Below are 26,809 nucleotides of genomic sequence, written 5' to 3' on the forward strand. Positions count from 1 at the left end.
AATCTTCCCTTCAAAAATTATTTACTCTTACAGGTTCTTGTTTATGTGTAACCCATAAATATTTCTGTAGTGCAACCCCAATTACTGCAATGATGATGAGCCCAATACCCACATAAAAATAGAGTTCAATTACTCCGAAGAAGTGAACCAGTGGACCGCTCATAGCAGGAGAAATAATGAGGGCTGCATTTGCTAAACTGCTTTGAATCCCAAATACTCTTCCGACCTGTTCTTGATGAGATTCTATTTGTAGAATGACTTGATTGGATACAAACATAAGTCCACTTCCAATACCAGCTATAAAACTGATCAGATAGGCAAAAATGAGGGATGCATCAGGACTTATCAGAGTTATCAGACTGATTCCTCCAAAGCCAATTCCCATTAAAGCAATACCTCCACATATTATCCAACCATATTGAAAATGTTTTAATTTCTGAGTTAAGAATGCGCCAATTATTCCCCCAAGACCAATAATAGAAATGATGTATCCCATTTTACTCTTATCATTTGGGAACAAGCTCTTAAATAAAGTAGGGAACTGTGAGTCTACTAATTGTAATACTGCCATAGCTATTGTAAAGAAAATCATGGTTGATAATATCATCCGATTGGATAATACATAACCCCAGCCTTGTAACCAAGCAGTCCAAGTACTTTGCTGTTTCTTTTCTATATGTTCTCTTGACAGAGATTCCTGTAACCTTATTGTGGGCAACAGAACCAAAGCAGCTAGTAAACAGCATATTGCCCTTATAATCAGACAAAACTCTGGCTGAAACCAGCTCAGCAACATTCCTCCTATAAGTGGGCCCAGTATCTTGGTTCCTTGCTCAACTATCCCATTGATACTTACTGCTTTGGTAAGCAGATCAGGAGAAACAATCTGTCGTGTTAGTGTTTGCTGTGCAGGATAGTAAAAAACGGTGAAAATGGAACGAACCATTAATGCTAACAAAAGCCAATGAATATTTTGGACAAATAAAAGAACAATTGTTAATAAACCAACCATTAGATTACAAAACATCATAATTGGAATTTTTCTAAAGCGATCAGCAATCACGCCTGCCCATGAACTAAATATAATCCCAGGAAGTGCATACGCAACAGGAATTAATCCAATCATGATGGGGTCTACTTCCCATTCAAAACTAACAATGGTCATAATGGCTAACATGTCAATAAATACTCCGAGCATAAGCAGTGAATATGCAGAGAAAACTTGTAAATAAATTGTATTTCCCCATAGACTTTTTGATTCGGTAGTTTTCATAAAAACGAGCTCCTTAAGTTTACTAAATAGAGACGATAGAAACTAATTGGGTGGAATAAGAGACTTCTCCCGCCTCTTCAACCCTATTCTTTTTTTGCAGTTCGTTTGTGATGGTAATGAAATCAATAGCTTGCTTAGACTTTCTCAAAGACACTAACGCTCTAAAAGTGAGATATTGACTAACAATTAAATCATAACACTCCTATTAATGGGATTATTTTCTAAAAATAATATAGAAAACAATGAATATTCCGATTATTATTTTCTGAAAACCAGAAATATTTCTATAAAACAACTAAATTAAGATTAAATCGTATCGCAGATTTTAAATAATATTAATAAATAGAATCTATTTTGAACGTAAGAAATTTGTAAGGAATGGGTAAGGAAAAAGAGAGTTTCATTGTATAGGATAAAAATATTACGAGGCGTGAAAGGCGGAACAGATATGACTTATATATGAAAAACAAACTAGTAACAAAAGTGTTTCAAGGAAAAGAAGTAATTTCTGTGGTTTACAAACATGTGGAAAAAGAGAGATTTACCGTTTGTTAGGGCAGAATGGCGTTGGTAAAATAATACTTATGAAGATGATTACAAATTCAATGTTGACCTTTTGTAATCGGTGAAGATGATAGCTGTGTGGTTAGTATGAAACAGTAAGCAACCACCTATACAATATGAATAGAGGAGAGGAATGCCTTATGAAAACACGTAGTCAAATTACATGTGCAAGTCTTGCCATTTTAATAGCTGGGAGTTCCCTGCTATACACAACACCAACATCAATTGTAACAGCAGAGTCCACTGAAAATGTATCTAGTTCGTCACACACAAGCACTCAACGAGATCGTAATTCCGTCAAACAAGCAATGCGAGATACATTGCATCTTGGATTCCCGGGGATACTTGTTAAAACCTATGAGGGTGGAAAAACGTGGGGTTATGCCGCTGGGGTAGCGAATCTGAGCACCAAGAAACCAATGAAAACAGATTTTCGCTTTCGTATTGCCAGCGTAACGAAGACGTTCACCGCAACGGTTGTACTTCAATTAGCTGGAGAGAATCGCCTGAATCTAGACGATTCCATCGAAAAATGGTTGCCTGGTGTTATTCAAGGAAACGGATATGATGCTAAACAGATTACTATCCGGCAGATATTGAACCATACAAGTGGTATCGCTGAATACTCAAGGACAAAAGAAGCTGATTTTTTTAAGAATAGAAATAAATCGTTTACTGCTGAAGATCTAGTGAAGTTGGGACTTTCGCTGCCCCCAGACTTTGCCCCAGGAAAGGGCTGGTCTTATTCAAACACAGGATACGTATTACTGGGTATCCTTATCGAAAAAGTAACTGGAAACAGCTATGCGGAAGAGATTGAAAATCGAATTATTGAACCACTTGAATTGTCAAATACATTTCTACCTGGCAATTCAAGCGTTATTCCAGGCACCAACCATGCCCGTGGATATTTCCAACCAGACGGAGCAAGTGAGCTAAAAGACATTACGTATTATAATCCAAGTATAGGTAGCTCGGCTGGAGATATGATTTCTACTGCTGACGACTTAAACAAATTCTTCTCTTACTTACTCAGTGGTAAATTACTGAAGGAACAGCAACTAAAACAAATGCTTACTACAGTTCCTACAGGAAGTGCTGAAATCGTCGGATATGGTCTTGGAATCTATGAAACTAGGCTTCCAAACGGTGTCTCGATATGGGGGCACTCAGGTGGCATTCCAGGGTTTAGTACTTTTGCTGGAGGTACACTTGGAGGTAAGCATACGTTAGCTGTCAATTTTAACAGTTTAGGAAAAGCTGACAATCCTGATCCTTTTAAAAATATTTTACTTGCTGAATTTAGCAAGTAGGAAAAAAGGAAAAATTTATCGTAGTTTTCATAGTTAAAAATATACTTTTCTGGTTCAAGAGCCCTAATTTATTTTCAAGAAAAATTTGGGGCTTTTTTTTGTTTTGGTGGCGTTTATTCTTCTTAAGTTGATGGATGTACGGTGCTACCCCATGCCCATCAACTTAAGAAGTTGGTTGTTCCCCAAAATGAAAAAATGAATTGAACTTTCATAAATAACTGTAGGGATATAAAATTTTCGTTTTGGGGGTTATTTCAAAATCTTAGGTTGATGGGTATGTGGTAGGGCCCTGTATTTGACTCTTTTTCTACACCTAGATATTCTAGTGTTCGTTCTAACACAAGTGCAGCCTGTTGATGTGTGAGTGTGCCATGTTGGTTAAACTTAGTAGCCGAAACACCTCGGATAATTCCTGCATCGTATAGGGCTTGTACATCATAATGCCGGCTGCGAACGTATTTACACCGAGAAGATGAGTGGGGCAAAAGATGATTGCCCAGAACTGGTATGCTAGCTGTTCTTGCAGAGTTTGAGCGTGATATTATTCGTGGAAAGCCTCTTCGTAAAGATCATACGTAAATACAAACAAAACCAGCAAAACACCTCTTCTGTGTCGTACTGGTTTTGTTGAAGTCCATCTAGAATTGTAGCTAGTTCAACGTGATTGCAAATTCCGAGTTCGGCGCGCCAGCAAATACAACCGTTCCGTTCTTCGGCAGTTTTACTTTGTTATTGCCGCTCACAACGGTAAAATTGACACATACTCCCTTCTCATGATTCTGGTGCAAAAATAAAATATAGGAGAATAAAGCACATATATTCCTAACGGAATCGTATCTTATGCTGCAAGTCCAAACAATTGATGGATGAATTCTTTCTGATTTTGGACAGACTGGTCCCGTAAATCAAGCTGCTCTTTTTTAATCATATGCATGGCTTCTACTCCAGAAAGAATGGATGTAGCTGTGTCAAACATAGAACGGATTCGCTTCTTTATAAAGCGATGATCTTGTTCTACTATGTTATTCAAGTACTTTTGTTGTCTAAATTGCATACCATCAGGTATTCTTTTTTCTTTTTTCAACTGTTCAATTGCTATAGGATAAGCCGGGTTCTTATCGACTGTTATAACACGTGGCTTTGAAACATGAAAAGACCGCAAAGCTTTCTTGAAAAAGCGCTTTGCAGCCTTCTGGTCTCTTGTTTTGTTTAGGAAAAAATCAATTGTGTTTCCTTTCGAATCAACAGCACGATACAGATACATCCATTGACCTTTTACTTTGATATATGTTTCATCGACTCTCCAAGAGTCATTTGTTTGTTTGAGGTGACGGCGGATTCGTTTGTCCAATTCAGGACCATACTGATGAACCCAACGCATAATCGTTGTATGAGAAATGGATAAACCCCGTTCTTCTAGCATTTCCACCAAATCACGAAAACTGAGGTTGTACCGTAGGTAACATCTTACCGTTAACAAAATAATATCAGGCTGATAATGCTTCCATTTGAATACATTTTCCTTTTCCATACCAATCACGCACCCTTTTTAAAGTCATAGTAACAGTATGTCCAAGATTTATAGATTCATTGCAATTGTCCTTAAGTTTTTGCACCAGAACCAACGAACGCGTTTTGAGAGAGTATCTCCATGTTTTAAATACCTTCGTTGCCTTAAAGAAGCTGTTCTTTATTCAAGAATAGCTTCTGGTTGTTTAATAATTTTTATCCAAGAACAAAAGTAGATAACTACCTGCACAAAGAAAAAATGCAACTCGGGTTATGATATAAATTGAAAATTCAAATGAAGTTAGTATTCTTTCTCTCTTAATCTTTTTAAAATGCCTGTAATAATAAAATGAACATAAGAGTAGTATTATTGCTGATAATTGGAATGTATTTTCCAATAGATTAACCAAAAAATCAACTCCTCACAATGACGGTAGAATATGTCCTATTACAATAATCCACTCGTAAAATCCTGCTTATTTCTAATCTAGTCCTAAAATAAGCACAATATAATAAAACAAATGAAATTACAAATATTGTTCGTTTAGACCAGATCTTAAGTATTAGGGCGATTATCCCTAAAATTAAACTGCTAATGCTTAAGGCTAATTCGATGTATGCAACCGCATATATACTAAACTGCTGCGAAAATAAACTTTTGAATAGAAGTTTACTTTCCAATAATCATTAAAACGGACGTATACGTCATATGTATCAAGCCTTTCTTTTTTGGTGTAAAAATTGTTTTATCACATTAAGAGCATCCTACACAAGGATTCTCTTAATGTGATAAGGAGTTAGATATGAGTGAATAAGGAACAACGTAGGGTTGTCCCTATACTTGTCCTTATCAAAAGGTGACATAATAACAGCACTCGTTTCCGCGAGTACTTTGGTAAAAAAGGGATTAGATGAAATATAACTTGTTTTATACTATATGCTTGTCTCCTTTAAAGTGTGAAAATGAAAAAGAGCACTCTCCTTAAGTGCTCTCTCGCAAAGAATATCGGTAATTATATTTGCAACCGTTCTATATAAGTGTATGCCTCTGAATTATCTTTATGTCTGAAATTGTTATTATATAATCCATTACGGCAGGTGATATTTCGTATAAAAAAGAGCAACCATACATCACTTGCTCTCATACTGTTTACTTTTAATATATATTATTATATTTTAGTAAACAAAACTACTAAAGGAGGAAATCTATGATTAACGCAATAGGTATAGCTTTCATTATTTCCTACGATTTGGCTAATACAGATAGTTTTCAAATCGAACAAAGTAATGCGCTTATTGAATCCATCAGTTCTCGAAAAATGATAAATAATGAAGGAAAGCCTGTATTAGAAATAGCATGTAAATATAACATTCTAATGAATGAAGATACTGAATGCATAACTATTAATGATTACACAGGAAAGATATCACCTTTTCTTCGTTCAATAGTAGGACCAGGTCTTGTCATAACTGAAAATTATTATTTAAACCATGTTGATAAGCCCACTAAGCATATAAAAGAAATTATAAAGGAACTTTTAGAATAATAAGGGCAACCATGCATTCGGTGCCCTTTCGTCAAATGTCTATGTTATTACTATAAATCATTTTTTCAATAGGTAACATTCACGGAACCCAACATTGGAAAACCACTTTATTTTATTGGCTGTAATTTCCGTTTTGGAGGCACTTCAAAATGTTAGCTTAATGGGAATGAGGGAAACCCCATAATTACCCTCAACATTTGGGCGTAGTTTCAATATATATTAGACCCCTATGTTAGTGGCTTCCATAATGCCAAAGCGAATATCCAATTTGAGTCACCATTTCCTTGATGATTTTGAACAGCTTCATACACTTTCCCTTGATGTTCTACTTTGTCGCCCTTTGTATATGCCTTCCTCGGATCCCATTTTTCATAAGATACATTTTGATCTTTTGTTTTTATCAGAAGAATGTTACTTTGATTTGATGTATTTCCAGCTGTATCTACAGCCTTCACTGCATATTTATATTCCTTATTAACTTTTAGGTTTTGATCAGTAAACGTCGTTCCTTGTACCGTTTGAATCAATTGTCCATCACGTAATACCTGATATTCTTTTACACCTACATTATCTGAAGAAGGATTCCATTTTAGCTCTACACTGTTAGAAGTAACATTGCTTGCATATAATCCTTGTGGCTGTGTTGGAGCCTCTGTATCTGGCTTAGGATTAACAATTTGATTTACTTTCTTCAGGCCATCCTTTGTAACCTCATACATTACCTTTTTATCAAAGCTTTCGTGCTTATTATTATCTAAATTTATTAACGTTGCTCTCTCTTCACCTTCTAGGTGTGTAAGTTCAATAAAATCGCCCACTTTTACTGGGACTGTTTTTGATTCAGCATTTTGCTGTTTATTCCCATAAACCTCTTTGTTATAGACCAATTTACCTGATGTGTTTTGCACTTTAATACTTGCATATGTGCCATCAAAGTAATGGTGTGGTACACCTGCTTTTAGGTCAATTTGCATTTCTTCTGTTGATTTATTTAAATTTACTTTTGCGAATTCAAAATCTCCAATCCCTTTCAGTGACCATGAAAACTGTTTTCCTTCCAAGATATCATCTGTATTTGGTACATGGCTTTTTATTTGAGTAAGAAGATCCATCATCGGTCGCGGTTCATTCGCAAAAACAGAAATGATACTGTTATTTAATTCTTTCCACTCAGCATCTGTTACATTTGGATTTTGTAACATAAGAGAAACGTAATCTTTCCATACTAAAAAATTGATTGGTAAAATATTGGTGGATATTTTATAAATTGCAATTTTATTATCTGCTGAAGTGATCGCTTTCGCTAACCAGCGTAATCGCTCTGATTGATCTAGTTTTACTGGGTCACGTTCAGCATTTTCAAATAGTAGCATATACGGTACTTGATTTGTCGGGCTATTATCTGACCAAGGAATAACAGTTGCATCATGACGGCTCGATTCACCCCATCCGGATATATCATTTCCTAAATTCCAAGAAGATGGTTTGTTATTCCATATGAGTGCACAATGTCCAGGTTGTCCAACAGGCATAGCTGCCACTCCAAAGGCTTGGCTTACTTGCGTACCAAACTTCGAAATATTACCGCATACCCCGCCAAATCTGTAAATGGAAGAAAGATTCCAACCTAAACCGTAGAATGCATCATTTCCAGCGTGAATGCTAACTCCATCTTTGTTATGGGTTACATAATTAATCAAATATGCACTTTCCCCTACCTTATCTTGATTTTTAAGTTCTGGATGTTCCGTATTAATCATATTCCTTGCCCAGGTTAAATCTTCTTCTGGTGACCAAGTATTCACTACTAACCTTAAATGCCAAACATCATATGTTCTAAAGCAAGGAAGTAACTCATTATTTTGATCTGCTGATTTATAATGTTGGTACCTTGTTAATGGATTAATAGGTTGATTGTTTGTCCAATATTTTATAGGTTCAGCATGAGCTAACGATGTAGCTATCGCTAGTTTTAAATACAATCCTTCGTGAGAATTTGCATCCGCATTCCAGATTGTATTCCATATCTCAAGTGCATTTACAGGATTTTTTCCAGTTGGACTACCACCTTCAAGATAGGTATTCATGACACCTGTATTTTTCATAGCCCAGCCAAGAAATTTCTGATGGTTAGCATCTTTTTTAGCAAATGTAGCCATTGTTGCAGCACCTGTTTGTGATATGAATTGCCACTGAGCCAAAGCTGCTGCAAATACTGGGTCTGCAAGCTTCTTTTTCAAGTTCTCTTCAGTCATACCCCCAACATTTCCATTCAAATATGCTGTGAGATTATTCAAATGAGCTTCAAAATTACCATTTGTAATTGCTTGATCCGTCTGTTGGTTCAATGTTTCTAAAGTGAATGTTTCTTGATTGAATGATATTGTTTCAGCTGAAACCTTTGTATGCGGAATCGTAGCAATACTTCCTAAAATAATCGGCATTGTTAATAATAAAGATGAAATCCTTTTCAAAATAATTCCCCCTTTTTTGTTTTTGACCTTTGACTGCTGCATGATTCTCGTTTATATAAAATAATTTCCATACTTAAAGGCATGAGGAATTAAACAGCCAACATGAATATAATTTGGTAGTTTCCTAACCTTTCGCAACTGGCTGACATAGTGGAATGCACCTTAGTCCCTATAACTTTCACTAATTTTACCTTTATCGAATTTCATTTTATAACGTGGTATTCCCACGCCCATCAACTTAAAAATTCAAAGTAAGTGGTTTCCATAACGATAAGGCAAATATCCAATTCGGATCACCATTTCCTTGATGATTTTGAACAGCTTCATACACTTTCCCTTGATGTTCTACTTTGTCGCCCTTTGTATATGCCTTCCTCGGATCCCATTTTTCATAAGATACATTTTGATCTTTTGTTTTTATCAGAAGAATGTTACTTTGATTTGATGTATTCCCAGCTGCATCTACAGCCTTCACTGCATATTTATATTCCTTGTTAGCTGTTAAGTTTTGATCAGTAAACATCGTTCCTTGTACCGTTTGAATTAGTTGTCCATCACGTAATACCTGATATTCTTTTACACCTACATTATCTGTAGAAGAATTCCATTTTAGCTCTACACTGTTAGAAGTAACGTTACTTGCATATAATCCTTGTGGTTGTGTGGGAGCTTCTGTATCTGGTTTCGGATTAACAATTTTATCTACTTTCTTCAATCCCTCTTTTGTAATCTCATAGACCGCTTTATTCCCAAAACTTTCCTGAATGTTCTTTTCCATATTTGTAATAGTAGCTCGGTTCGCACCTTCTAAATGTGTGAATTCGATAAAATCGCCTACTTTTACCGGAACTTTGGCTTGCTCAGCATTTTGTTGCTTATTTCCATAAATCTCTTTGTTATATACTACTTTACCTGATGTGTTTTGCACTTTAATACTTGCATATGTACTATCAAAGTAGTTATGTGGTACACCTGCTTTTAAATCAATTTGCATTTCTTCTGTTGATTTATTTAAATTTACTTTCGCAAATTCAAAATCTCCAATCCCTTTTAGCGACCATGCAAATTCGTTACCTTCTAAAATGTTTGGAGATTCATTTTTGATTTGTACCTTTTTCTCAACAGTTTGATCAAATAAATCTGTTAATATAATTTTTGCATAAGCATTTGTAGATAATAGTATAGATTGACTAATCTCACTTTGATAAGATTTAATATTATCAATTATCTCGATTGGTTGTCCTGTCATATTTTCATCATTATAAATTTCAATTTTACCTTTAAATTGTGGTGTGCTATTTTCTTTTAGTTTCCAGGATACATTTAATTTTTCATTTTCATAATATATAGATTGTATATCAAAATCTAGTTTTCCTATTTCAGGTTGAGTAGGTTGATTTAGTGTGAATATTTTTCCTGTTCCAATGGTAGATTGAGTATTACCTCCTGCTTTGACCCATACATATTCTGAAGTCGCTCCTCCATCATATTGATAAGAAGTATCATGCTGTCCAGAAATACTTTGATTATTCCAAGAATTCCATTGTTTATCTAATAACTTTCGACTATAACCATTTTTTAGGCGTGCTTCTCGAACATCCTGTCCATTACCAGCCCAGTCTTCTTGAAACATTCCTAATCCATGATTAAATGCAACATTAGCAACCGGAAAGTCCATAATTGCAATTAGATGCCATTTATTCTTTGTTACATCTTTCATCCATTGTCCAAATTTAGTATGACCATTTTCTTGCCATGAACGCATTGTCATTCTGTACCAATTGTGGTCTTTCCAACCATAAGTTGTTTGAACCTTCAGTCCTGTTCCTTCTCCTCCAAAGAGTCCAGCTTGTGAATTCGGAGATAAGTATTCGGCCTTTATTGCTTCTTTAGAGGCAATTGGATCCCATAAGGCAAAATGTAAAGTACGCTTTCCTTTTTCATCAGACCCACTTTGTTGTTGAAAACCAGCATATCCTCCAGCTTCACCACCTGCATTCCAGTTGTGTACAGCCCAATACGTATAAGGTGCAGTCTGAACTGGTGACCAGTCTATACTAATAATATCTGAGGAAGCTGTATTTTGTGGACTCACATAAACTGAAGGAGCAGCTGAACGTGTTACTGCTTTAGTGTGCGAAATAGACGTTCCAAACATAGAAAACATGCTACATGCTGCGGTAATTATAATAACTTTATTAAATCTTTTTTTCGTTTTCTGACTAATCACTAATCTACTTCCTTTTCTAATTTTTATTATTAAATAATAACTTAGTAGAGAAATCTATCAAAATTCAAGCAACATCCAGTAATTCTTTAAAATACTGCCCCAATCTATGATGTTCTATATTCACATCTGATTCTTACATATTAATTGATTGTAAGTGGTTTCCATAAAGATAACGCAAATATCCAATTCGGGTCACCATTTCCTTGATGATTTTGAACAGCCTCATACACCTTCCCTTGATGTTCTACTTTGTCTCCCTTTGTATATGCCTTCTTCGGATTCCATTTTTCATAAGATACATTTTGATCTTTTGTTTTTATCGGAAGAATGTTACTTTGAATTGATGTATTTCCAGCTGCATCTACAGCCTTCACTGCATATTTATATTCCTTGTTAGCTGTTAAATTTTGATCAGTAAACATCGTTCCTTGTACCGTTTGAATTAGTTGTCCATCACGTAATACCTGATATTCTTTTACACCTACATTATCTGTAGAAGAATTCCATTTTAGCTCTACACTGTTAGAAGTAACGTTACTTGCATATAATCCTTGTGGTTGTGTGGGAGCTTCTGTATCTGGTTTCGGATTAACAATTTTATCTACTTTCTTCAATCCCTCTTTTGTAATCTCATAGACCGCTTTATTCCCAAAACTTTCCTGAATGTTTTTTTCCATATTTGTAATAGTAGCTCGGTTCGCACCTTCTAAATGTGTGAATTCAATAAAATTGCCTACTTTTACCGGAACTTTTGCTTGCTCAGCATTTTGTTGCTTATTTCCATAAATCTCTTTGTTATATACCACTTTACCTGATGTGTTTTGCACTTTAATACTTGCATATGTACTATCAAAGTAGTTATGTGGTACACCTGCTTTTAGATTAATTTGCATTTCTTCTGTTGATTTATTTAAATTTACTTTCACAAATTCAAAATCACCAATCCCTTTCATCGACCATGCAAACTGGTTTCCTTCTAAAATATTCGAAAAATTCGGTGTATCCGGTTTAACCGGATTAGAATCTGTACTTTTCCAAATTTCAGCCGTTAAATTTGGATACCCTAGTGCCGCTACTTTTTGGATTGTATCATTATTTGGGCGTAATCCCCATTTCTCAAAAAACGGAATTAAATTTTGTTTTGCTGCCTTTGATGCTGAAATCATAAATAATTGTTTTTTCGTTTCATCAGTTTGTGGAATCTCATTTGAAGGCATGTCTCTATACAGCTGATGCAACTTAGGATAGAAGTCTTCTCCGTACGCTAGTTGTAATTGCCAAAGCATTACAACTTTAACAAAAAGGTCACTAATGTCATCATAATTTTTATTAGGTTGTTCTAAGTATTGAAATGCCTTAGTATAAGCGCCCTCTTGTTGCAATCTAAAAGGTTGATTAGATGTAAATGCTTTTTCTACAGCAAGGCTGTAAAGATTGACTTGTACCTCTGTCATATTTTTAAAGTTCCAAGGCGTTTGTTGTCTCATATGTCCTGCCTCATGCCAAGGTCCCCATCCATCATTTGTAAATTTATTAATGTCTAATACATGTTGGATTGCATCTCCTACATATGCAGTTCTGTGAGGATATGCATACATATAATAATCCAGAGAATGGTTATCCTCCACATAATGCAGATAATGTTTATCTACTTGTTCTTCAGATAATCCAGATATTTTATCTTGAATTCTAGTAGCCTCATCCATTTTTTTTAAGAGTTGTACAGGATCTGTGTTAGAGTCTATCAAATATTTTTTAACACGAACTGGGCTAGCAGTAATCAATACGCGCTCCCCTTTTAATTCCACCGCATGTGCATTTGGATATTGATTGAGCATATTTATTAAATCTTGTTTCGTATGCTTTCCAAGTTCAAAGAGAGGAGTAGCCGTTCCGCCTGTTATTACTGTTGTTTGAATGGTACCACCTTGTTGTTTATTATAAAAATAAATCATTCCTCCATTTGGAGATTGAATTGTGTTTGTACCTGGATTTAAAGTAAATGATTTAATTTTGGAATCTTCCCTCCAAGAAGCATCGAACGAGAAAGTTCCAATATATGCTTGTATACTTTGATTTCCTTGTACCTGAATTGTTATTTGTTCATTTGGCTTAGCATATAACCCTGTTGGCTCGTATGCACTAAAATTTCTTTCCCTTCTTTCAATATTTTGAAGTTGGGAGACATCTCCTTTTCCTGGAACTGCAAATACTCGATTTTCCACATTAACAGAATTTTCATTCTGTAACGTTGTAGATACTTTCTTTTGCTGTGCTTGTTCTTCCGCAAAGACTTCTAATGAAGGCGTTATTCCAGTAGCAAACATAGATAATGTGGCAGTTATCATCACTAAATTTTTTGTTTTTTGTTGCTGTCCCCTTTTCATAATATCCCTCCGCTATATTTCCAAATACTTATATATTCATATTATCTATTGACACATATTTACACAATTTAACATAAATATACTCATTTATATAAGATAATGAACATATTTCAATTCACTTGATAAGAAGAATAATCAACTGAATGTATGAGAAAAAGAAGGATTTTAATACGTTTATTATTAAAAACGTATCAAAATCTTTAAAAATGTCAAAATATTAATACATTATGTTTTGGTACAAAAACTTCCAAGCAGTTGTAACTAATCACCTAAACCCGGATATACCAGTACTTTTAAAAGAACGTAATCCTAATTGGGGTCACCATATCATTTCGATAAATTTGTACGCTAAGAAATTTATAAAGGTTGTAGATGTTTAATAAACGTTTAAAAATATTTTATAACACATCTTTAAACATGATAATCCTTGACTATATAAGTAATGTCTTTAAAGGTATACTTCTATAAAAATTTTTGAGGGAAATGAATAAGTTGTGATAAACCTAATTAAATAAATGATTTGAAAGTAAACTAAACGGCTAAAAGTTTACTTTCATTTTTATTAAAAAAAGAACATGTAGAAATTACTACATGTTCTTTTTGAGTTGATGGCAATATTACAACTTGTTTATATTAGTTTGCTACTTTCATACTTTTGTAAAACTCGTTTTCACTATATGGTGCCCCTAATATCCTGTTTACATTTGTACATATTAACAGATTGGTATTGCATAGATCGTAAAATTTGCCTAGGTAGAGCTAAATACTTTATGGTATTACTTAATGATTGTAGAGATGGCTTGTTTGTATACCAGTTGTTGTTTACCATGAACCATCATTAAGACAGTAAATTTATCTGTTGCAAGGATCTGCCCACGTACTGGAACGCCATTCTTTAAAAATACAGTAACTTCCCCTTTTTTCTCTTTCAATTGTTCATACATATCTTCTTGTAAATTAAACATGAAATGCGCCCCCTGGTTTGTTTGTATTTACTTTTCTTCTCATACCTGCTGCTTTTCACTGTTGGATATATGTGATTCCCATTCACTTTCTATTTTTCTAAACCATTTTCCTATTTTGCTTAGATAATATCTTTTTACTTCACCATAAAGAATCCAAATTTCACGTTCCTGCATTTGAATCATCACTTCATGAAGAATCTCATCATGTTCATACTTTCTAGGTTTTCTATGATGTGTTTTTAAAAACTGTGTATATTCTCTACGTAACCAATTAGAAATATGTTCTTTTTGTTTTCGCTTGAGATGTGACCATTTTTTATTTGTTTGAAGGATTTTTCCATTTACTTTTTTGTGGTTTTTCATCGAAACTCATCTCCTTTTACTAGCAAAACGAATATATAACTATCGTATCACATTTAAATTGAAATACTGCTTTAGGGACATATTTCGCAAGAAATCTATGCAAAATAAACAATACATGATCCATTTAGCGGATTAATTCAACATAAAAGTAAATGTAGACTATTTGTGTGGTGTTTTATCTTTTATTAATTATTACGGTACGTGAAATTATAATGTTAAACCTAAAAAAGCCCCTTGAAAGGAGCTTCTTATTTTACAAGGTATTGTTCTATTTCTTTTATTAATAATTCTGCACCTTCTGGACTTAATGCTATCTTACCATTTGCTAATGATATGTTACGATTTGACACTTCTTCTGTTAACGCACAAACACCACCCGGCTGATACCTCTGTAAAATAATGTCTTCACCTTCTACAAAGATCTCTAATGGTGATTTTTCTTTCATACCTAGCGTATTTCTAAGTTCCTTTGGAATTACCACACGCCCTAATTCATCTATTTTTCTAGTTACTCCGGTTGCTTTCATCTAATATCTTTCCCCATTTCATTATCAATTGTACCCAAGTTATTCTTTACTATTGTAACAAGCTTTTCCCATACATGAAAATTTATTTGCATTTACAAAAGAACAAGTAAAATAAATAGAGGATTTTTGGCACGATAACAAGATAAGTAATTGAAATGAAGCAGTTCGTCAGCTCGTAGAGAAAGCGTTACGTCTTAAATAATGACTATCCTTTTTATTACCCCTGATTTCTCCCTGTTAATCAAAACTTCCACTGCAGCATCTGCAATATCCCGACAGTCAATAAAAGATGAATGTTGAAAAAAGAAAAAGACATTTTATACTCTTTTAAATTACTTATAGTATGGTAATCCAGACTTTCCCCATGCAAGGAATCCTCCTTTTAAATTGACTACACCCTTTAAACCAGCTCTTTGCAAAATACTAGCAGCTATAGCAGAACGTAAACCCGTCCGGCATTGTAAAACTATAGGACAACCTGTAGGAACTTGATCTAGCTGCTCAAATAAATTACCTAAAGCAATATGTATTGCATCCTGAAGGTGTCCTTCATCCCATTCTTTTTTACTACGCACATCGATAACCTTAACACTTCCATCCTTTATTAACGGATATAATTCATCTGATGTTTTTTCCTTATAACTCTCTAAACTATGGAATCTTTGAATTACTTTTGAAGGTGCAAAAGCAATAATATTATCTAAGCCAATAGACTCAAAGTCTCTAATAACTTCCTCCACATTAACTTTTTCCATATCTAAAATGATTAATGTTTCTTTTTTATAGTCTAATAACCACCCACACCAAGTTGAAAAAGAATTGTTATACGGAATATTAATGGATTTTTCAATGTGACCCGCAGCAAAACACTCTACATCCCTTATATCAACAATTTGCTGAACTTTTTTAGTGATTTCTTGGAACTCTTCAAATGTATTAATGCTAATAATATCTCTCTTCTTACGAATTGGTGGACCCAATTTATTTAAATACTTCATTAATGAAAAATACTTCGGAGGATCTGGCTGTCCCGTCAATAGAGTAGATATAAAATTACTTTCTTCATTACACTGAAATGCCCAATTGAGCATCTTTTCATAACCTAATGTAGAAGTTGGAATTGCCCCTAATGCTTTTCCACATGCACTTCCTGCACCATGCGATGGCCAGATTTGTAAATAATCAGGTAGTTTTTTTATTTTTTGTATAGAATCAAATAGTTGCTTTGCTCCTTTTTTAGTAGTGTCTTTAATACCAACAGCTGTTTCTAATAAGTCTGGTCTTCCTACATCGCCTACAAATACAAAATCACCCGTGAATATTCCAATAGGTTGTTCATTTGTATAATTATTCTGGCTCGTGTCAGTTACTAAAAAAGAAATGCTTTCAGGTGTGTGGCCTGGAGTATGAATTACTTTAAATTTTATATGACCAATTTTAAATTCAGTTCCCTCTCTGACAAGATGGTATTGAATCTCATTAAGATACTGATATTTCCAATCACAATCACCTTCATCAGATACATATAAATTTGCTTTATAAAGATGAGAAAGTTCTCTAGCCCCAGAAAGAAAATCAGCATGAATATGTGTCTCAGCCGCAGCAATTATTTCCATTCCCTCTTTCCTAGCATATTCTATATATTGTTCTATACAACGGCTTGGATCAATTACAATTGCTACTCCTTCCTTCTGACAACCAACTAAATAGGAAGCATGTGCTAATTTTTCATCATAAAAATATTTTAAGAGCATGGCTATTCCCTCCTATTTCTTATTTCCTATTACTTTTCAGATTTTAAAACAACTTTTTATCTTTCCTCTATAAAATTCCTTTCAACATAAAATTCCAATACATATATGGCAACATATATCTTTTTAGCAAAAACATGCTATACCGTTCTTCCGCTTGATTAAACGGAAACGTTTCTTGAGGCTCATGTTCATAGTTAAATTCAGCTAGTATAAGACTTTTATACCCTGTAACAATTGGACAAGATGTATACCCATCATATTTAGCCTGCATATCTCTTCCATTCAGTACGTCCATAATATTTTGTTTTAAGACAGGTACTTGTTTTCGAATTGCCGCTCCAGTTTTAGATGTGGGTAAATTTGTACAATCCCCTAGTCCAAAAATATTTTTATAACGTACATGCTGCAAAGTATAAGGGTCTATATCAACCCAACCTTGATGATCGCTTATTTCACTATCTTTTATAAAACTAGGCGGTCCCATTGGTGGAACAACATGTAACATGCTATATGACACACTTTCTTTTTTTAGTGTTTGCGTATCCTCAAAAATAGCTTCTCTCTTTTCGGCAATAATTTCTACTAAATTTTTATTATAATTCGTTATAATTTGCTTTCTTTTTAACACCTTATCTAGTGTATCTGCATAACGTGGAACCTGAAATATGTTAGGGTTTGCAGAATAAAACATAACTTCGCTATTCTTTCTTACTTCACTATTACAAAAATGCTCCTCGGCTAGGTACATAATTTTTTGTGGGGCACCACCGCATTTAATAGGGGTGTTTGGGTGGGTAAAAACAGCATTTCCTCCTTTAAATCTTTCAATTTCTCTCCAAGTAGAATCAACATATTTATAGGAATAGTTACTACAAACACCATTAGTCCCAATAGATTCTTTCAACCCTTTAATACCACCCCAATTTATTTGTATACCGGCTGCTACAATAAGAATTTCATACTCAAGCATAGTTTCATCATCTAAAAGAATCTTATTTTCAGATGGGAACAACTTAACAACACGTTTAGGAATCCAGATCGCACCATTAGGAACAAGTGATTCTTGATCACGCATCGTAGACTCCTTTGAAACAATTCCACCACCCACTAAACTCCACAGAGGTTGAAAATAATGTTTTTTAGATGGATCAATAATCGCTATACTTTCTTTAAATAGGGATACATTACGTAATAAATGTGCAGTAAAGGACAGTCCCGCAGTCCCGGCACCAATTACAATGATTTTATAACTATCTTTAGTCTTCATTATCCTCTTCCTATCTAAACTTAACTGTTATGAAAAATAGTTATTAGCCTTTTTTAATCGCATTAACATAATTGTAAGTTAAAATCTTGTCATTTTTATCTGATTAAAATGAATTTTTTGTTAATTTTAGCCATTAACATTATTATATGCATGAAATCCTTACATTACTTCTATATTTCGTTTAAAACACAAAAAACTTATGTGTTTCAATGTCGCACTGTATCGAACCTCTCTTACATTGTATTTCTAAAGACGATGGGGGTTTCTTGTTCGAAAAGAGCGATAGGGTTACTCAATCCGCATCCATATATGTTTTATTCTTTTTCTTTACTAAATTTGAACTACTTAATTATCTATGAATACCGTATAAACAGAAAATTAGTCACCAAAAACAAGGGCATCAAGCCGTACATGCGAGAACCATTCTATAAAAATCATATATGTAAAAGGAATTTGGACAATTTTATCGAATGGATTTATCTATGAAAACAACACTTTCACATCCAAATCAACCCACAATTGAATCACTTCAAGCTCAAATAGAGGAGCTCACGGCAAAAGTGAGTTGGTATGAAGAACAATTTCGTCTCAGTCAACAAAAACAGTTTGGTACGTCTAACTAAAAAAACCTAATATAACTTATAATATAATTAGTATATATTGGTGATATGATAATTGAACAAGTTAGAAAAATCCTCTAAAGTCTTTGTAATTTTTTTTATTTTGCATGTGATATTACTTATATTTTCTCCAAATAGAATAGTAGGTAGGTCAGCTATCCAAAAAGATGACATAAAATTACACGTATACGCACAAGCCACTACGGGAGCACCTCAAAAAATAAGTAAAAGTGATTTAGCTATATTAAAAGAAAAAATTAAAGATACATATCCTAATATAAAATCTACGGACATTGAGCTTGAAGGTGACACACCGTTCCGTCATGTTGATGATCCAGCTTATATCGGAGAATTTACTGTATACAGAAAAGTTATAGGTACAACACTAAATGAAACATCGAGAGAAAATACAGTTGCAGTTTTAAAAGTTTCATATTGGGACATGCCGATGATTCAATACCTGTTTTATGAAGAGGCTATCGCTTATAATTTTGTTACCTATATTTTTTGTTGCACTTCGCATCCTTTGTTTATGTCCTAAGAAAAGCGACCGCCCGTAATAGGCGGTCTTTTTACGTTTACCTGTAACGCCTGCCTTTCGAGTTCGTCTAACTTTTTTAGGAATGTCAATTCCGCTTCTAAAAACGCAATACGTGCTTCCTTTCCCACGGCGTTCTGTATAAAAGCCTTCCTCACCAATCACAGCTAAGTTAAACCCATTCTCTAAAAAGATTTGGATAGGACCTTTTCCTTGTTGATTTTCTTTTACCGCTCTTACTTTGAAATCTGAACAATAGCTAATCTAACATTCCGACATTTTTAATGCATTTTTATTTTTTTCTAGCTGTTTCATTTGAATTTCGTTAAAAATAATCTTACTCATTCTCCGTACCTCATTTCTATCGTTGGTTCCGGTTTTTTGATAAAAATACAAAAAAAACCGAATCATGGGGCTTTTTTTAAGTGTCCATGATTCGGGGTACAGTTCATATAATTATTAGTCTTGGATTAGTATTAGGTGTATTTTTATAGAAAATCATTGAATTACCTAAGAGTCCTGGTCTCAATATCACATCAGATTTACATCAAAAATGTAAATCAGTATTTTTCTGTTGTTGCTCTTTATTAAGAATTTGTCTTATAAATAATTCGGCAATAATTAAATTTGGCACCCACGCTAACCAAGCAAACAGGTCACCACAAAAATAATGATAAAATGAAATTTTTTGTTTCAAGAAGGCTTTAAAATTTCGTTCTGGGGGTGCCACAAAATTTCAAGTTGATAGCGATGTGTTGCTATCCCAATGAATAAAATTTGATTATATAAAAATAATAAAAACACGACCGTTATACGTAAAGAGGTGTAAATCATGTCTTTAAATGAAAAGAACTTAGAAACCATGGAAAATACCATTGTTGAAACTATCCAGACAAATAATTTACAAGAAATTAAGAATACATTAGAACAGATCTTTGATATTTGTGCCGATTTAGTTGAACATCCATTACAATTAAAAACAAACACGAATATTTTACTATATTATTTTGAAGGCCTTACAGATGGTGTTGCATTAAAAGGAAATGTTGTTACACCATTATTACAAGCAGTGAATGAAGACAGTCAAATATTTAATTCTAATATTATTGCTACTCATACCAAAATAGTATATACGTGGAATGAAATTAAAGAAGGATTACTTGAGGGACAATGTGTACTGTTTATGGAAGGAGAAAAGAGGTCCCTTCTAATAAATACAAAAGGCTGGGCAGAAAGAGCGATTCAAGAACCCATTTCAGAAGTTACTATTAAAGGCTCACATGATGGGTTTATTGAGAATGCCACTAAAAACATAGGTCTCATTCGTAGATATATTCCTTCTACTGAGTTGAAAATCAAAAAATTGACAATCGGAGAACGGGCCACTACTTTTGTATATTTACTTTACTTAGGCGATGTAGCTAACGAAGATGTGGTACAGGAAGTGGAGACAAGAATCTGTAAAATTAAAACTGATACAGTATTGAGCATAGGAGAATTGTCCAACTTTACAAAAGATCAAAATTGGACTCCCTTTCCACAGGCTTATTTAAGTGAACGCCCAGATGCTATTTCTAATCATATTCTTGATGGTAAAGTAGCAGTGTTAATTGATAGATCTCCTGGTGCAATGATCGTTCCAATGAATTTAATTGGATTTTTTCAGACTCCCGATGATTATAATGTACATTGGCTGATTGCATCATCTTTTCGCTTATTACGATTTTTAGGATTTATTATAGCTATATTTTTACCCGCAATATATATTGCAATGGTTTCATTCCACTTTGAAATCATTCCTTTAGATCTATATACTTCTATTGCAACGTCAAGAATTAAAGTCCCTTTCTCGCCTTTACTTGAAGCATTTATTATGGAAATTACATTAGAAATGCTTCGTGAAGCGGGTATTCGTCTACCACAACCAATTGGACAAACAATTGGAATTGTTGGAGGTATTGTAATTGGACAAGCAGCTGTTCAAGCAGGACTTGTGAGTAATGTTATGGTTATTATCGTATCTATTACTGCCATTGCATCATTTGTTGTTTCTAATTATGATTTATCAAGTTGTATTCGGCTTATTCGTTTTCCAATGATGTTATTTGCCTACTTTTTTGGAATTGTAGGTATTGTTAGTGGATTAATGCTCTTATTTGCTCATTTTGTTTCATTAACTTCCTATGGTTCACCATATGGATTGCCAATTGCACCATTTCGTCTCCAAGAGTTAAAAGATTCTTTTGTAAGATTTCCCATTTCTATGATCACCACCCGCTCGAGCACGGGACAGCCGAAACAAAGAAAGAAAAAAGAAGGTGGTTCGCATGGGGAATCTTAAATTCCAAAGTATAACCTTATTCGAATATATTGTTTTCATTCATTCACTGCAACTTGCATCAGGTATGTTAATTATGCCAAGCCCTCTTGCCACTACCGCTGGTACAGACGGCTGGATTTCTATCATTCTGGGATGGATAATTACTTCTATAATTGGCGTAATTATTATATTAATGTTACAAAAAAATCCTAACAAAAATTTCTCTCAGATCTTAAATGCATACTTTGGTAAATGGCTAGGGACAATTTTTCTTCTTTTATATGCCTTTTATCTATTTTTTGCTGGTTTTAATACTTTATTAAAGGCAACTGATATTGTAAAAGTGTGGATATTCCCTTCCACTCCTGCTTATCAAATTTCCATATTATTACTATTACCTTTTATTATTTTATCACTGAGTGGGATAAGGGCTCTTACTAGTTACTCTATGCTTGTTTTCTTCTTCACTACTTGGATGCCAATCTTTCTCCTTTTCTCATTACAGAGTATTTACAATCCTTTACACCTACTACCTATTTTTAAAGATGGCTTATATCCTATTGTAAAGGCAACAAAAGAAACCATTACTCCTTATGCGGGCTTAGAAATTGCATATTTTATTTATCCGTTCTTACAAAAAAAACAAAAAGCCATAAAAGGAATACTAATAGCGAATACTGGAACCATGTTTTTCTATCTATATGTGACTATTCTTTCTTATATATACTTTAGTCCGGAGGGGATAAAAGAAGTAATTTGGCCAGTATTTCATCTGTTAAAAGGAGTTCGTTTTTCTTTCATAGAACGATTAGAAATTTTATATATCGCTTACTATTTGATTGTATTTTCCACTACAATATATCCGTATTTATTTTTCAGTTTCGAATCTGTGACCATTTTATTTCAAAAAACCGTTCGCAATTGGGTGCTGGTTGGTTTTATGGTATTAATAGTCGGCTTATTCGTTTTTCTAAATCCCGATGTGGATCAATATTTGTTTATATATTCTCTTATGGATATCTTAAATATCATTTTCTTTATTCTATTACCAATCTTCTTTTTCGCTTACAGCATTGTTTTTACTTGGTTTACTAGGAGGAAACAGCTTTGATTCGAAAATGGATATGGATTGTAATCTGTTGTGTATGTTTAATTGGTTGTGGTCAGAGAATTCCTCTTGAAAAAGTTTCTTTAATCCTTTTAATCGGCTTAGATAGTACTTCTAATGGAAACATAAAAGTGGGCACAAGCATACCACTCTTTCATCATAAACAGCAAAGCAGTACTGTAGAGCATTGGGTTCAGGCGTCAACCATATATGATGGATTTAGCAAAATGGATACGAAATTAACAGGGTATGTGACATCATCCAAAGCTGAAGTTATTTTAATTGGGGATAAATTAGCACAAGAAGAAAATTGGATACAGGCGCTCGATTCCTCTTACCGTGATCCTTACGCTACCATCAATGCTAAAGTGGTGCTTGTTGATGGACCGGCAGAAGATATGTTTAAAGTTAATAGGCCTGATAAGCCATCACTTCCATCTTATATAAATGGTGTAATCGAGTCTTCAATTCAAAATAATCAATCCGTCTCTTCTACAATTCAACAATTAATGAGAGAAAAAAATGAACAGGGAATGACGCAAACTGTTCCCATTATCAAGAAAACAAATAATGAAATTGATACGGTAGGAATTGCATTTTTAAATCATCAAGGAAAGTACTTAACGAAGATTCCTAAAACCGATGTGAAGTTTTTCAACCTTATTAATAAGTCAAAAAATACAGGTCGGATGATACTACACCTTGTTCTTTCTCCAAAAAAATCTGATAAAAAGCCAAATACGTCTGTTTTCGTACAAAATGCAAAGAGAAAAATTAGTGTTGATTTCCAAAAAGGTAAATTTATTTTTAATATAGATGTAAGTATGAATGTATCCTTAATTGAAAAAACCAACGGAAACTTAACTAAAACTCGTTTACATGGTAATAAGAATATAGGTAGATTGGAACATGAAATCCAGGAAGAGTTCAATAAAAAATTACAAGGCATGTTACAGGATATGCAGAGAAATAAAATTGATCCAATTGGTTTATCGTTACACGCTAGAGCTTTTCAATATAAAGAATGGAAAAAGGTAAAAGAAGATTGGTTGCGCGCTTTTTCAAAAGCTAAAATACGTGTGAATACACATGTTAAAATAAAAGATACAGGAACAATTAGGAATTAAACTATCTAGATTATTTTTAGCCAAGAAAACTTCCCCCTCAATTTGTGTGAAGGTGCAAAGTTTCTCAAGAGATAAACAGAGGCATGAATATATGAGGAAATATTATGAGGCTACTAGTAATTCCTGTAATTCATGATATACCGAAAAGGCGAAGTCTCCAAAGAGACTCCGCCTTTTCAACGTACAATGAACTTCAACAAAATGGTTTAGTTTTAAAGCCATCGATTAAACTTCCTGATGTATATTTTCTTTATAATTTCAGTAACTAGAGCATATATTGTTAAAATTCCAAATAACCACGGGAAATAATACAACGGAAGTGGAGTTAAGCCAATTTGGGTACTTAACCTGGTAAATGGAAGGGAAATCCCTATAATCATAACTAAACCTGTAAGTATCAAAACAGGTCTAGCAGCCGTACTTTGTAGAAAAGGAATATGTTGAGTACGAATCATATGCACAATTAATAATTGTGTTAGTAACCCTACTACGAACCAACCCGTTTGAAATAAGGATTGCATTTCAGGAATATTTGCACCAAATATATTCCACATTACAATAAAAATGATTATATCAAAAACACTACTTACCGGCCCAATAAAAATGATAAAACGAAATAAATCTTTTGTATCCCAACTTCTTGGTTTCACTAAAAATTCATTATCTACTTTATCCCATGGAATTGAAAGTTGGGATAAATTATATAGTAAGTTTTGACATAATATTTGAATTGGTAACATTGGAAGAAAAGGAAGAAATGCGCTAGCAATTAATAAACTTAATACATTTCCAAAATTTGAACTTGCTGTCATCTTAATATACTTCAGTATATTTCCAAACGTTGTCCGCCCTTCCACAATAGCATCTTCTAATACATGTAAATTCTTTTCTATAAGTATAATATCTGAACACTCTTTAACTATATCATCTGCTGTATGGATAGATACACCAACGTCAGACTGTTTTAAAGCAAACACATCGTTAATTCCATCCCCCATAAATCCAACTGTATGGCCATTCATTTGAAGTGCCTTAATAATACGAAATTTTTGACTAGGATTTAATTTTGCGAACACACTTGTTTTACTTGCAAGTTTTACTAATGCTTTATCAGGAAGACTATCAATTTCATAACCCAGTACTGGTTCTCCTATATACAAGCCCATTTTCCTACATACATTTCTTGTCACGGACTCATTATCACCAGTTAAAATTTTCACTTGTACCCCTTTCTTTTGTAGAGTATGAAGTGCAGCCATAGCCGATTGTTTGGGTGGATTTGAAAAACCAACATATCCAACAAGTATCATATCTGATTCATCATCAATAGAGTAACTCCCCACTTTATCACTCTTCAACTGCTTATATGCAACTGCAACAACACGCATCCCCCGTTCCTGCCAGAGTTCAATTAAGTGTTTATTTTTACGTTGGATTTCATCTGTAATAGGAATTATCTTATTATTTTCTTTTATATAACTACAAATTGATATAACTTCTCTAACAGCACCTTTACATAGCATTATTCGTTCGTTAGCATTTGTTTCTACAACAACTGAAATTCGTCTTCGATTAAAATCAAATGGGCATTCATCTATTTTTGAGTATTGAGATATATCATATTCACTACAATCTCTTACATAACGCATAACCGATAGATCAATTTCATTTTTATATGCTGTATGAAAGTAACTATTTAAATACGCTAATTTCAAAACCTTATCCGACTTTTCTCCATTTGTATCTGTATGACGTACCAGGTCCATTTTATCTTCTGTCAACGTGCCTGTCTTGTCGGTACAGAGAATATCCATAGCTCCGAGATTATGGATAGAAGATAGTTGTTTTACAAGTACCTTCTTTTTACTCATATTAATAGAACCTTTAGCCAAATTAGCGGTTACAATCATTGGAAGCATCTCTGGAGTAAGTCCAATCGCTACAGCTAAAGCGAATAAAAATGCCTCATACCAATTCCCATTTATAACTCCATGTATCATCATAACAATAGGTGTCATGATAATCATAAATTTGATTAATAGCCAACTAACTTTGCTTACCCCTTTATCGAATCTAGAATCAGATTTCTTGTTCAGTTTAAATTGATTCTTTGCTATTGAACCAAAGTAAGTATCTGTTCCAGTACCCACAACTATTGCTTTTGCGGTACCACTTATAATATGAGTTCCCATAAAACAGAGATTTTCCAATTCGATCAAATTTTGGATTTTTCTAATTTTACGTTTTTTGTACATATGGAAATACTGATTTGTTTTAACAATGGGTAATGCTTCCCCTGTTAGTGATGATTGATTTACAAGTAAATTTTCCGATGAGATGATTCGTACATCTGCAGGTACAATATTCCCGGCAGATAATTCTATAATATCCCCTGGTACAAGATTCTCAAGAGCAACTTGTACCTTTCCACTTTCTTCTAATACCGCCCTCTTATTTTCCTTATATAAAACATCTCCCCCCCTCAGAACAGTTACCTTTTCATATACAAGATTTTTTAATTTTTCTATAGACTTCTGAGAACGAATTTCTTGTATGAACCGAATTAACACACTTACAGCCACCATAATCCCTACAATAATAGTACCCTTTATATCATTAGTAAGAAAAGATAACATCCCTAATATTATTAGAAGAGAAATAAACGGACTTCTAAAAGAATTAAATAATGTTATATACCATTTTATTCTTTTTTGATAAATCACTTTATTTTCCCCATATACTTCAAGCCGCTTAGTAGCTTCTTCCTGAGAAAGTCCATGAGACGATGTTTTAAAAAAAGCTAACGTCGACTCAACATCACTTTTTGCAATTTCACTTAGCATTTTATAATTTTTTCCTAGTACTTCCTGATTATAAAAAGATTTTTTTTTATTAGATCGCAACAACTTAACCTCCTACCCAT

General features: G+C 33.7%; 19 protein-coding genes and 1 pseudogene. 6 read left to right on the plus strand and 14 right to left on the minus strand.

Annotated features, from left to right (window positions below; all coding sequences use genetic code 11):
• Positions 1 to 10: 10 nt before the first annotated feature.
• Positions 11 to 1,273: an MFS transporter gene (locus JFT95_RS27615; protein WP_078205050.1), complete on the minus strand. Its 1,263-nt coding sequence runs from the start codon at positions 1,271 to 1,273 to the stop codon at positions 11 to 13.
• A 22-nt stretch (positions 1,274 to 1,295) separates the two neighbouring features.
• Positions 1,296 to 1,427: a DnaB-like helicase N-terminal domain-containing protein gene (locus JFT95_RS30190; protein WP_374101555.1), complete on the minus strand. Its 132-nt coding sequence runs from the start codon at positions 1,425 to 1,427 to the stop codon at positions 1,296 to 1,298.
• Between the two features lie 550 nt (positions 1,428 to 1,977).
• Here JFT95_RS30190 and JFT95_RS27625 point away from each other — a divergent pair.
• Entirely contained in the window at positions 1,978 to 3,150 is a 1,173-nt protein-coding gene (locus JFT95_RS27625; protein ID WP_061675370.1) for a serine hydrolase domain-containing protein, read from the plus strand.
• Between the two features lie 838 nt (positions 3,151 to 3,988).
• Here the strand turns inward: JFT95_RS27625 and JFT95_RS27630 are convergent.
• Both JFT95_RS27630 and JFT95_RS29725 read right to left on the minus strand, forming a co-directional pair.
• Complete coding sequence (locus JFT95_RS27630) at positions 3,989 to 4,681, minus strand: IS6 family transposase (protein WP_201053837.1); 693 nt, start codon at positions 4,679 to 4,681, stop codon at positions 3,989 to 3,991.
• 184 nt (positions 4,682 to 4,865) lie between these two features.
• Positions 4,866 to 5,069, minus strand: a complete 204-nt coding sequence (locus JFT95_RS29725) for a hypothetical protein (RefSeq protein ID WP_080448057.1) — start codon at positions 5,067 to 5,069, stop codon at positions 4,866 to 4,868.
• 798 nt (positions 5,070 to 5,867) lie between these two features.
• On the opposite strand from JFT95_RS29725, the gene JFT95_RS27635 reads away from it, so the two are divergent.
• Positions 5,868 to 6,206, plus strand: a complete 339-nt coding sequence (locus JFT95_RS27635; RefSeq protein WP_078205932.1) for a hypothetical protein — start codon at positions 5,868 to 5,870, stop codon at positions 6,204 to 6,206.
• A 227-nt stretch (positions 6,207 to 6,433) separates the two neighbouring features.
• Here the strand turns inward: JFT95_RS27635 and JFT95_RS27640 are convergent, their stop codons facing one another.
• The 8 genes from JFT95_RS27640 to JFT95_RS27675 all read right to left on the minus strand — a co-directional run bounded on the left by JFT95_RS27640 (position 6,434) and on the right by JFT95_RS27675 (position 18,173).
• On the minus strand, positions 6,434 to 8,680 hold the full coding sequence (locus JFT95_RS27640) for a putative mucin/carbohydrate-binding domain-containing protein (protein WP_201053838.1): 2,247 nt from the start codon (positions 8,678 to 8,680) through the stop codon (positions 6,434 to 6,436).
• 238 nt (positions 8,681 to 8,918) lie between these two features.
• Positions 8,919 to 10,910, minus strand: a complete 1,992-nt coding sequence (locus JFT95_RS27645) for a DUF3472 domain-containing protein (RefSeq protein WP_201053840.1) — start codon at positions 10,908 to 10,910, stop codon at positions 8,919 to 8,921.
• Positions 10,911 to 11,050: 140 nt separating this feature from the next.
• Positions 11,051 to 13,297 (minus strand): M60 family metallopeptidase, encoded by a 2,247-nt coding sequence (locus JFT95_RS27650; RefSeq protein WP_201053842.1) that lies wholly within the window; start codon positions 13,295 to 13,297, stop codon positions 11,051 to 11,053.
• 776 nt (positions 13,298 to 14,073) lie between these two features.
• The gene (hfq, locus tag JFT95_RS27655; protein ID WP_002203963.1) at positions 14,074 to 14,262 is read right to left on the minus strand and encodes an RNA chaperone Hfq; all 189 of its coding nucleotides are present in this window, start codon (positions 14,260 to 14,262) and stop codon (positions 14,074 to 14,076) included.
• Positions 14,263 to 14,301: 39 nt separating this feature from the next.
• Positions 14,302 to 14,625 carry a hypothetical protein gene (locus tag JFT95_RS27660; protein WP_002069661.1) on the minus strand — a complete coding sequence of 108 codons (324 nt, stop codon included), beginning with the start codon at positions 14,623 to 14,625 and terminating at the stop codon, positions 14,302 to 14,304.
• Between the two features lie 248 nt (positions 14,626 to 14,873).
• Positions 14,874 to 15,152, minus strand: coding sequence for an AbrB/MazE/SpoVT family DNA-binding domain-containing protein (locus JFT95_RS27665; RefSeq protein WP_002069660.1), 279 nt, complete (start codon positions 15,150 to 15,152; stop codon positions 14,874 to 14,876).
• 332 nt (positions 15,153 to 15,484) lie between these two features.
• Positions 15,485 to 16,906, minus strand: a complete 1,422-nt coding sequence (locus tag JFT95_RS27670) for an MBL fold metallo-hydrolase (RefSeq protein ID WP_201038269.1) — start codon at positions 16,904 to 16,906, stop codon at positions 15,485 to 15,487.
• 67 nt (positions 16,907 to 16,973) lie between these two features.
• A complete protein-coding gene (locus JFT95_RS27675; protein WP_000849944.1) occupies positions 16,974 to 18,173 on the minus strand; it encodes an FAD/NAD(P)-binding oxidoreductase in 1,200 nt (399 codons plus the stop codon).
• Between the two features lie 675 nt (positions 18,174 to 18,848).
• Between JFT95_RS27675 and JFT95_RS27680 the strand changes: the two genes are divergently transcribed.
• Positions 18,849 to 19,334: a transposase gene (locus tag JFT95_RS27680; RefSeq protein ID WP_201053844.1), complete on the plus strand. Its 486-nt coding sequence runs from the start codon at positions 18,849 to 18,851 to the stop codon at positions 19,332 to 19,334.
• Between the two features lie 544 nt (positions 19,335 to 19,878).
• Here JFT95_RS27680 and JFT95_RS30265 read toward each other — a convergent pair.
• Positions 19,879 to 19,986, minus strand: a pseudogene (locus JFT95_RS30265) (DUF2306 domain-containing protein); the annotation flags it as partial.
• A 177-nt stretch (positions 19,987 to 20,163) separates the two neighbouring features.
• Here JFT95_RS30265 and JFT95_RS27685 point away from each other — a divergent pair.
• Genes JFT95_RS27685 through JFT95_RS27695 form a run of 3 tightly spaced genes read left to right on the plus strand, consistent with a single transcriptional unit; the run spans position 20,164 to position 23,886 of the window.
• Positions 20,164 to 21,672, plus strand: coding sequence for a spore germination protein (locus JFT95_RS27685; protein WP_201053846.1), 1,509 nt, complete (start codon positions 20,164 to 20,166; stop codon positions 21,670 to 21,672).
• Positions 21,659 to 22,762, plus strand: coding sequence for a GerAB/ArcD/ProY family transporter (locus JFT95_RS27690; protein WP_201038266.1), 1,104 nt, complete (start codon positions 21,659 to 21,661; stop codon positions 22,760 to 22,762). Before JFT95_RS27685 ends, JFT95_RS27690 begins: the two co-directional genes overlap by 14 nt.
• Positions 22,759 to 23,886, plus strand: coding sequence for a Ger(x)C family spore germination protein (locus JFT95_RS27695; protein ID WP_002203957.1), 1,128 nt, complete (start codon positions 22,759 to 22,761; stop codon positions 23,884 to 23,886). Before JFT95_RS27690 ends, JFT95_RS27695 begins: the two co-directional genes overlap by 4 nt.
• Before the next feature lie 212 nt (positions 23,887 to 24,098).
• On the opposite strand, the gene mgtA is transcribed toward JFT95_RS27695, so the two are convergent.
• Positions 24,099 to 26,792 (minus strand): magnesium-translocating P-type ATPase, encoded by a 2,694-nt coding sequence (gene mgtA, locus JFT95_RS27700; RefSeq protein WP_201053848.1) that lies wholly within the window; start codon positions 26,790 to 26,792, stop codon positions 24,099 to 24,101.
• Positions 26,793 to 26,809: the final 17 nt, after the last annotated feature.

The organism is Bacillus sp. TH17, from assembly GCF_016651125.1.
Lineage (GTDB): Bacteria > Bacillota > Bacilli > Bacillales > Bacillaceae_G > Bacillus_A > Bacillus_A mycoides.